Annotated in this window: 10 protein-coding genes; 5 read left to right on the top strand and 5 right to left on the bottom strand. The window is 41.6% G+C overall.

Annotated elements, in window-relative coordinates; genetic code table 11:
* Nucleotides 1-108: 108 nt before the first annotated feature.
* From PV763_RS16305 to ftsY, 3 genes are all read right to left on the bottom strand, one after another.
* Nucleotides 109-702, bottom strand: coding sequence for a nitroreductase family protein (locus PV763_RS16305; protein WP_086044744.1), 594 nt, complete (start codon nucleotides 700-702; stop codon nucleotides 109-111).
* Nucleotides 703-898: 196 nt separating this feature from the next.
* Complete coding sequence (locus PV763_RS16310; RefSeq protein WP_420938220.1) at nucleotides 899-1,588, bottom strand: nitroreductase family protein; 690 nt, start codon at nucleotides 1,586-1,588, stop codon at nucleotides 899-901.
* Between the two features lie 176 nt (nucleotides 1,589-1,764).
* Nucleotides 1,765-2,868 carry a signal recognition particle-docking protein FtsY gene (ftsY, locus tag PV763_RS16315; protein WP_420938221.1) on the bottom strand — a complete coding sequence of 368 codons (1,104 nt, stop codon included), beginning with the start codon at nucleotides 2,866-2,868 and terminating at the stop codon, nucleotides 1,765-1,767.
* A 177-nt stretch (nucleotides 2,869-3,045) separates the two neighbouring features.
* Between ftsY and PV763_RS16320 the strand changes: the two genes are divergently transcribed.
* Together PV763_RS16320 and PV763_RS16325 are read left to right on the top strand one after the other, a co-directional pair.
* The gene (locus PV763_RS16320; RefSeq protein ID WP_420938222.1) at nucleotides 3,046-4,452 is read left to right on the top strand and encodes a M16 family metallopeptidase; all 1,407 of its coding nucleotides are present in this window, start codon (nucleotides 3,046-3,048) and stop codon (nucleotides 4,450-4,452) included.
* Nucleotides 4,452-6,026, top strand: a complete 1,575-nt coding sequence (locus PV763_RS16325) for a M16 family metallopeptidase (protein ID WP_420938223.1) — start codon at nucleotides 4,452-4,454, stop codon at nucleotides 6,024-6,026. The genes PV763_RS16320 and PV763_RS16325 overlap by 1 nt, the downstream gene beginning before the upstream one ends.
* Here PV763_RS16325 and PV763_RS16330 read toward each other — a convergent pair.
* Both PV763_RS16330 and PV763_RS16335 read right to left on the bottom strand, forming a co-directional pair.
* Nucleotides 5,950-6,273 (bottom strand): hypothetical protein, encoded by a 324-nt coding sequence (locus PV763_RS16330; protein WP_004731236.1) that lies wholly within the window; start codon nucleotides 6,271-6,273, stop codon nucleotides 5,950-5,952. The genes PV763_RS16325 and PV763_RS16330 overlap by 77 nt on opposite strands.
* Before the next feature lie 98 nt (nucleotides 6,274-6,371).
* Nucleotides 6,372-6,731, bottom strand: coding sequence for a hypothetical protein (locus tag PV763_RS16335; protein ID WP_004278683.1), 360 nt, complete (start codon nucleotides 6,729-6,731; stop codon nucleotides 6,372-6,374).
* A gap of 224 nt (nucleotides 6,732-6,955) precedes the next feature.
* Here PV763_RS16335 and PV763_RS16340 point away from each other — a divergent pair, with 224 nt between their 5' ends.
* The 3 genes from PV763_RS16340 (at nucleotide 6,956) to PV763_RS16350 (ending at nucleotide 8,257) form a co-directional block, all read left to right on the top strand.
* Nucleotides 6,956-7,189, top strand: coding sequence for a hypothetical protein (locus PV763_RS16340; RefSeq protein WP_420938224.1), 234 nt, complete (start codon nucleotides 6,956-6,958; stop codon nucleotides 7,187-7,189).
* A gap of 151 nt (nucleotides 7,190-7,340) precedes the next feature.
* Complete coding sequence (locus PV763_RS16345; RefSeq protein ID WP_004278687.1) at nucleotides 7,341-7,721, top strand: DUF2750 domain-containing protein; 381 nt, start codon at nucleotides 7,341-7,343, stop codon at nucleotides 7,719-7,721.
* Nucleotides 7,722-7,825: 104 nt separating this feature from the next.
* On the top strand, nucleotides 7,826-8,257 hold the full coding sequence (locus tag PV763_RS16350; protein ID WP_253144622.1) for a CBS domain-containing protein: 432 nt from the start codon (nucleotides 7,826-7,828) through the stop codon (nucleotides 8,255-8,257).
* The last annotated feature ends 188 nt before the right edge of the window (nucleotides 8,258-8,445 follow it).

Consider the following 8,445-nt stretch of genomic DNA (forward strand, 5'->3'; position numbering starts at 1 on the left):
ACCCGATAAAATACCCATAAAACAAGAGGAAGCTCAAATGAGCTTCCTCTTGTGAAAAATTGTGGGACAGCAATGGCATCAAAGTGCTTCTTTTTAATCTAAAACTATTTATGCAAAGGTCTTAAAACGTTCTGCATCATCCATAAAGGTTTTTTCACCTGCAGGTGCTTCAATTGACCCAAATACCAGTTGAGCACGAAGTTTCCAGTGAGATGGAATCTCGAAAGTTTGTGCGACTTCCTCATCAATAATTGGATTATAGTGCTGTAATGAAGCCCCAATATTTTTTTCTGCCAAAGCGGTCCAGGTTGCAAACTGTGCAATAGCGGAAGAATGCTCAGACCAGACCGGGAAGTTATCGGCATAGAGTGCAAACTGCTCCTGCATCGACTTCACCACGTTCTGGTCTTCATAAAACAGTGCGGTACCATAACCTGCTGCAAAAGCATTGATCTTGCTATTGGTTGATTCAAATGCATCTGCTGAAACCAGGTCACGTAAAGTTTCACGTACAATATGCCAGAAGGTATCATGTGATTGACCAAATAAAATCACCACACGCGAGGTTTGCGAGTTAAAAGATGACGGACTGTGCTTCACCGCATCTTTAATAATTCTCTCAATTTCTGTCTGATCCAGATCTACATTTTTTCCAATTGAATAAATGCTACGACGTTGTTTGATTTGATCTAAAAATGCCATGAACCCACCTCTTTATATTTTGATTATTTGAAAATCGATAAAGTCATATTACGTGCTTTAAACACCCAAGACAGGTGCATTTCGATAACAATGTGTTTTATTTATAGAACAATCAGATTTAGATCTGAGTAGCGTATTTGTATCTGATTTTATCCGCAGCTTCCATGCTGTCACATATAAAGTGTTCTATAAACTTTTAATTAAATACTTTGAAACGATGCTGATCCGGTTTTTGTAATTTTTCTTCTACTGTTTGTTCAATTGACCCAAAGCAAAGTTGTGCGCGTAACAACCAGTTCTTTTCAATCTGAAAATGCTCTGCGACCCTTTCATCAATCAGTGGATTATAATGTTGCAAGGATGCTCCCAAACCAGAATCTGCCAGCGTCGTCCATACGGCAAATTGCGCCATACCGGAAGTTTGTTCCGACCATGCTGGAAAATCCTCACTATTTAATGGCATTTTCTTTTGCAATTGTTGAATCACGGCTTGATCTTCATAAAATAAGACCGTGCCATAGGCAGCAGCACATTGATTCAACTTGATTTCAATTCCTTCATAAATATGTGCCGGCATATGCTGACGCTGCACCTGTTTCACAATTTCCCAGAATTGATGATGAGAATCTCCAAATAACATCACAATGCGCGTAGTTTGAGAATCATAAGCCGAAGGACAACTCCGCACTGCTTCCTGAATGATTTCGCTAAGATAAGCCTGACTAGAATGTACCCGCTTACCAAGTTGATCGATACTACGGCGCTTTTTCAATTGATCGACAAAAGTCAGTTCTAAATCATCATTCAGTTTATTTTTTCTTGAAAATTTAAAATCCTTGGTTATATCGCTTGTTAATACCTGACCAATCTTATTTAGCAATGCCATTTTCTACCCCACAAAAAACAAGCCAAATCAGCTTAGAGAATCCCTACAATTATAAGGCCTTTATTAAGATAGGCAGATTTAGTGGTGGTTTTGCTGTTGATTTTTACAACACTCAAACCAGCCAAAAACAACAAACTCCGTACTTGGCGGAGTTTATGTGAAGCATTGCGCATTATTTATTTTTCAGTTTCAAATAATGCAGCAACAAAAGATTTGGCAGAGAATGGACGCAAGTCATCAATTTTTTCACCCACACCAATAAAGCGAATCGGCACATGAGTACGACTGGCGATATTAAACAGTACCCCACCTTTGGCAGTACCATCAAGTTTGGTAATAGTTAAGCCCGTCAAGCCTACCGCCTCATCAAACATCTCGACCTGATTAATGGCATTCTGACCAGTACCGGCATCGACCACCAACATCACTTCATGCGGTGCAGTGGCATCAATTTTCTGCATGACACGTTTTACTTTAGTCAATTCCTGCATCAAATGACCTTTGTTATGCAAACGGCCCGCTGTGTCTGCAATCAATACATCCACACCTTTGGCACGCGCACTTTCAAAAGCATCGAAAATCACTGAAGCTGAGTCAGCACCATGACCCTGAGCAACAACCGCAATATTATTACGCTCACCCCAGATCTGGAGCTGTTCCGTAGCAGCTGCACGGAAAGTATCGCCTGCTGCCAGCATGACGGTCTTGCCTTCACCTTGCAGACGTTTTGCCAACTTGCCAATGGTAGTCGTTTTACCGACACCATTCACACCTACCACCAGAATCACATAAGGCGATTTATTTGGATCAATATGCAGTGGTTTTACCCGGGGTGCCAATAAAGCCACCAGTTCTTCCTGAAGCGCTTTATACAGTGAATGCGAATAGATCAAATCACCACGTGCCGTACGTTCAGTCAGGTTAGTGATAATGGTCTTGGTTGCTTCCACGCCAATATCTGCCACCAGAAGCTGCTCTTCGACTTCTTCTAATAATTCATCATCAATTTCTTTACCACCGATCAGGATATTCACCATCCCATCGGCAAGGTTTTTACGGGTTTTGGTTAAACCCACTTTCATACGGCTAAAGAAGCCACCTTTCGCCGCAGAATCTTCATTTTCAGTTTCTGTTTCGACAGGTGCAGAAACTACAGCTGTTTCGCTTGGCGTTTCTACGATAGGCACATTGACCGCAGGTAAGCTCGGTAATGTGACATCATCATCTCCGATATCAGCATCAATCAAAAATTTGTTTTGCCCATTAGATTGCTGTTGCATGCCGAATCCTTGAAAAGCATTGCGTTAAAAACCCAGATTCTACCATAACTTGCCTGCTTTGCAGCTAGCAATGCAAATGCTGGACAAACATACCAAAAAGCTACAGCTCTCGGTTGCTTTCAAGCACACATTTATTAAAAATAACTCTAAATACAAATGCCTATTTCAGGAGATCTAGTGTTCATCACCTTTTTGACTATCTCCTCTTTCTCGCAAATGATCAAACAGACGCTTTATCCACTCAGCGCTGTCTTACTCAGTCTGACTTTTAGTACGGCTCAGGCACAAACCCGAAGCGAATTATCACGGACTACTTTTGAAACCACTTTAAGTAACGGTTTAAAAGTCATTATTCGGGAAGACCATCGTGCGCCCATGGTAATGACACAAATCTGGTACAAAGTCGGCAGCAGCGATGAATCTGGAAATATTCTGGGGGTATCACATGCGCTTGAACATATGATGTTTAAAGGTACTCACAAAGTTCCAAATGACGAATTTACCCGCCTGAGCCGGATTTATGGCGGCAGTATCAATGCAGCCACCTTCACCAATTACACCAATTATTATCAGCTTTATCCTAAGGCCTATTTTCCTATGGCCTTGGAACTCGAGTCTGACCGTATGAGCAATTTATTGCTACGGCAGCAGGACTTCGAACCAGAAATTAAAGTCGTCATGGAAGAACGGCGCCAGCGCACCGATGACAATCCGCGTGCGCAAGCCTTTGAACGGTTTAAATGGATCAGTTATCCGACCAGCCATTATCGCCAGCCGGTAATTGGACATATGAAAACTCTGAATAATATTCAGTTGAATGATGTCAAAAAATGGTATCGGGATTGGTACAGCCCGAATAATGCTATTCTGGTGATTGTTGGAAATATCGAATCTGAAGCTGCTTTGGCTCAGGTACAAAAATATTTTGCTGACATTCCCGCACGCCTAACACCAGCACGCAATGATGTACTGGAGTTTGAGCGTTTGGGTTATCGCCATATGGAAATTAATAGCAATGTTCAGGTGCCCAATCTTTATATGACCTGGAACGTAAAATCATTAACCACAGCTAAAAACCCCCAAGATGCGTATGCCTTGACCATTATTCGCAGTCTTTTGGACAGTGGCATTTCTTCACGTCTGCAAGACCGTTTGGTACGTGATCGTAAAATTCTGACCTCTGTCAGCGTTTCTTATGATCCCTATAATCGCGGCGACAGCCTGTTTGGCATTTCTGCTCTACCTGCGCCAGGCATCTCTTTGCAAGAAGCACAACAAGCAATTCAGGATGAAGTGGATTTACTTAAAACCACCGCAATGACCCAACAGGAAGTGGATCGTATCAGTACCCGCTTTATTTCCAATTTGATTTATAGCCAGGATGATATTGCCGGCCAAGCCAAAATGATTGGCAATCTGGAGGTCAATGGCTTGAGTTATCGCCTGATGGATGAATTGCCGAAACACTTTGAAAGTGTCAGTGTTCAGGATATCCAGCGCGTCGCCAACGCCTATTTTGTGCGTGAGAACCTCAGCACGCTTTATCTCTCACCTGAACAAAACACCCAGCAACGGGGATTATAATGCTTCAACTTCGTCCATTTTTGCTTATTTCAATTTTAAGTCTTAACTCGGCTACCTATGCAGAAAACTATCTGGACCCTCAATCTGACCAAAATGATAATCCGAGTCAGTTACAGTCTATCCCCTTGCTACAAAGCTTAAAAAATATTAATCAGCAACGGGATTTTCAGGCGCCTTATATTCATGATTTGAACAATCGCTATAAGGTACGTACATTGTTCGTTGAAACGCAGGATCTTCCCATGGTGGATATCCAGCTGACCTTTAATGCCGGTTCGGCCCGCGATCAGGAAATTGCCAAAGGTCTATATGGCCTATCCAATATGGCAGCCAAATTGATGCGTGAAGGAACCGACAAATATAGCGCAAATCAGGTGGCGGAAGTTTTTGACCAAACCGGAGCACAATTCAGCGTACAAGCCTATCGGGATATGTTTGTGGTTCGTCTGCGTACGCTTTCAGACCCGGAAAAACTGGAACCCGCATTGGGCATGCTGATGGAGGTTGTCAAGAATGCGTCATTTAAAACGTCTAGCATTAATCTGGCTTTAAGCAATACGCAAGTGGGACAAAAACAGCTACAGGAAAATCCAAGCCGATTGATGGATATCCGGTTTTATCGTGCCCTTTATGGTCAACATCCTTATGCAGAACCAATCAGCGGCACCCAAGGCAGCACCAAGAAAATTAACGCAGAATTATTAAAAAAATTCCGTGATCAGTTTTTGGTGGCGCAAAATATGAATATTGCTATTACCGGTAAACTCAGCCCTAAACAGGCACTGGAACTGTCTGAACGAATTGCCGGCAATTTACCTCAAGGACAAAAAGCAGAGGCATTGCCACAGCCTGAAATCCAATCTGGTTTTGAAGTAGTACATCTACCCTATAACTCGTCTCAGGCGCATGTCACTTTTGGGCATTTAGGCCCAACCCGCTTTACTGAAGATAAACTGGCTTTAGAAGTCGCCAATCGCATGTTTGGCGGTAGCGGATTTAATGCGGTATTGATGCAGGAACTGCGGGTGAAACGTGGTTTTACTTATGGCGCTTATAGTTCGTTGAGCTTTAGTCAGGCACCGGGCGTATTCAGCTTTAAGTATTCCACGCGTCAGGATCAACTGCTAGATAGCATTCAGGTCGCACATCAAGCATTTATCAACTTTGTCAGTCAACCTATTGATACTCAGCGTCTGGAAGAAACCAAAGCAGGCATGTTACGTGCTTTTCCTAATAATTACAGCAGTAATGCCACCATTAATGCCCAGCTAGGCAATATAGGTTTTTATAGTGAGCAAACTGATTATTTATCCAGTTATCCAGAACGCTTGGCTAAAATCACAGCGGCAGATGTACAAAATGCAGTGCGCAAGCATTTTCATCCTGATCGCTTAACCCTGGTCGTTGTCAATAAAGAACTGGATCAAAATGCTTTGAAAATGCGTTTGGAACAGAATTTAATGGATGCCAATTATTACTTACCAACAAATCCTATGCCTAAGGCATCTCCACAGAGACCGGCGGAAGCTGACGTGCCCGAAGCGATTCCTGCTGATAAGCCTGCATCAATTTAAGGTACTGCCCACGACGGATATGCTGCTGCTCTAACAAGGCGAGTGCCATATCTTGGGTTTGGGGAAGGTTTTGCTGTTTAGACAGTTGTTGAATCTGGGTGACTTGGGAAAGGCTAAGCGGACGATATAAAGCAAATGCGGCTAAAAGTAGAATGACCGCAATAATAAAAATAACCACACTGTTATAAATCTGTTCCAGTTTGATTCTGCTGAAAAATTGGCTTAGTTTTTCTGTATCTATAGACATACACTACCTCAGGTTAGAGGTAGTGTATGGTCGCTGTTACATAAGTTCAAGTCAGCGCACTGAATATTAACAAGAGGTGAATCCTGCTATTTTGGGCATTAATTCATTATTCTAGTAATAATTGTTGAATACAGCACCAATGCAACAACAAGTAATACCAGTGCAATTGCAAATTTACTTAAACCGGCTTCTGCTTCAGGCGGATGTAAGCGATCCTCATCTGCAATGCGGACCAGCTCACCATTATAGAGTTTATAAAACTGCTCACGCTGGTTTTCGTCCAGCGCCCGGGTAAAGTCGTAGACTTCTTTACGTTGTGCCAGCCCATAATCGCCTAGATGGGTATATTTACTGAATATAGCTTGATCGAGTTTTTTACGATGCAAATCGGCAAGTTCCATAATTTGACCTGCAGTCGGAGGCATATCAAATTTCACACCATCTAAAGTTCTTGTCATCATGGCCTTCTCCTTATTGTTTGCTATCCATTTACAATGTAGCTTAATAATATTTATAGTTGTGTATAGTTTAATCAGTTAAACTATAACTGAAGTAAACAAATAAAATCGAATAGTTGACTTTTCCATTATTTTGTAATATTAGTTTAACAATACTAATTTATATTTGTATTTAGACTAAATAGTCTATCCTGTAATCATAATTAAAATTAAGGAGTTTTTATATGGTACAACAACTCTCTCAACACGATCTGGAACATCTGTACGCAGATGCCGTGAATACCATTCAATCGCAAATGAACTTTGCTGATGCGGTAAAACAGCTTGAAGAAGCCGCTCGTGCAGGCCATGGTAAAGCAGCGCTCTTTTTAGCAGAACTTTATTATCAAGGTTTCCGTGTAGAACGAGATTCACTCAAAGCCCAGTACTGGCAAAACATGGCCACCATGCAAGCATAAAGAAACGTCACCTAGGTGGCGTTTTTTTCAGCCCTTTTTTCAATAAATAGCAATCAATACATATTTTCTTACGAATCCTTGCAAAGCTGAAACAGTAATTTCATATAAAGTTCCTAGAATAGAGCCTGAACTCCAATAGCACTTTATTCTAATGAAACCACGAAAAATTATTCAAATTGATCCGATCTGCAAAAACTTTCTGTTAAAGATCACGATGCTTAAATCTTTGATGAATTGTGGCGAGCTATGGGGCGCATATCACCAAGGCTGGGCGATGATGCGTGACCAGGAAGATTGTATCTTTCCATTCTGGCTCAATCCGCTGGATGCTAAAAATTATGCCCAGCAACATTGGCCGGATTACATTCCACGTAAAATCAATTCTGAAGATTTTGAAAATGCGTTATTGCCGACCCTGTCGCGACTGAATGTTACGCCAGCGCTGTTCAACACCAATGGAACCAAACTCAAACTGACTGCTGCACAGATGCGTCATCTGTTTTTTTCGCAACAAAGACTGCACATTGCTTAAATAACATGCTATTTATAAAGACTAAAACCTAAACACTTAGAGATGTTCAGGTTGAATACATACTCTAGGATTAATAATAAATTGACCAATAAGGATGATTAAGCATGACCAATGTGGCACAGGTGCTCAGTGAAAAAATGCATCAAGCTATTTATACCATCCGTCCAGATTCTACCGTTTTAGAGGCCATCACCTTGATGGCGGATAAAGGGATCGGGGCGCTTGTGGTAACCCATGAAGACAATGTGGTGGGGATTTTGTCAGAGCGGGATTACACCCGTAAGATCGCCCTGATGCAAAGAACCTCATTCGACACCACTGTTAATGAGATCATGACCGCTAAAGTGATTACCGTAAATACAGCTACTAGCGTAGAAGACTGTTTATCTCTGATGACTGAACGCCACCTACGCCACTTACCTGTGGTCGAACATGAAAAACTGATCGGTCTGATTTCAATTGGGGATTTGGTCAAAGCGGCCATGGATGACCAACGCAAATTGATTGAACAGTTACAGCAATATATCTCAGGTTAAAACACTGTTTAGCTTTCTCTAAGGCATTTGAAAATCACTTAAATGACACCAAGATAAAGTTTTATATCTGATGCATAAAAAATCCCGGCACATGTACCGGGATTTTTTATATCGCAGATTCAAATCTCAAGTGCGACACATTTGTAGTTAGTTGAAAAAGTTAGGTGTATTCGTAGAATCATTGGACT

It is taken from the genome of Acinetobacter sp. AS5, assembly GCF_048957595.1.
Lineage (GTDB): Bacteria > Pseudomonadota > Gammaproteobacteria > Pseudomonadales > Moraxellaceae > Acinetobacter.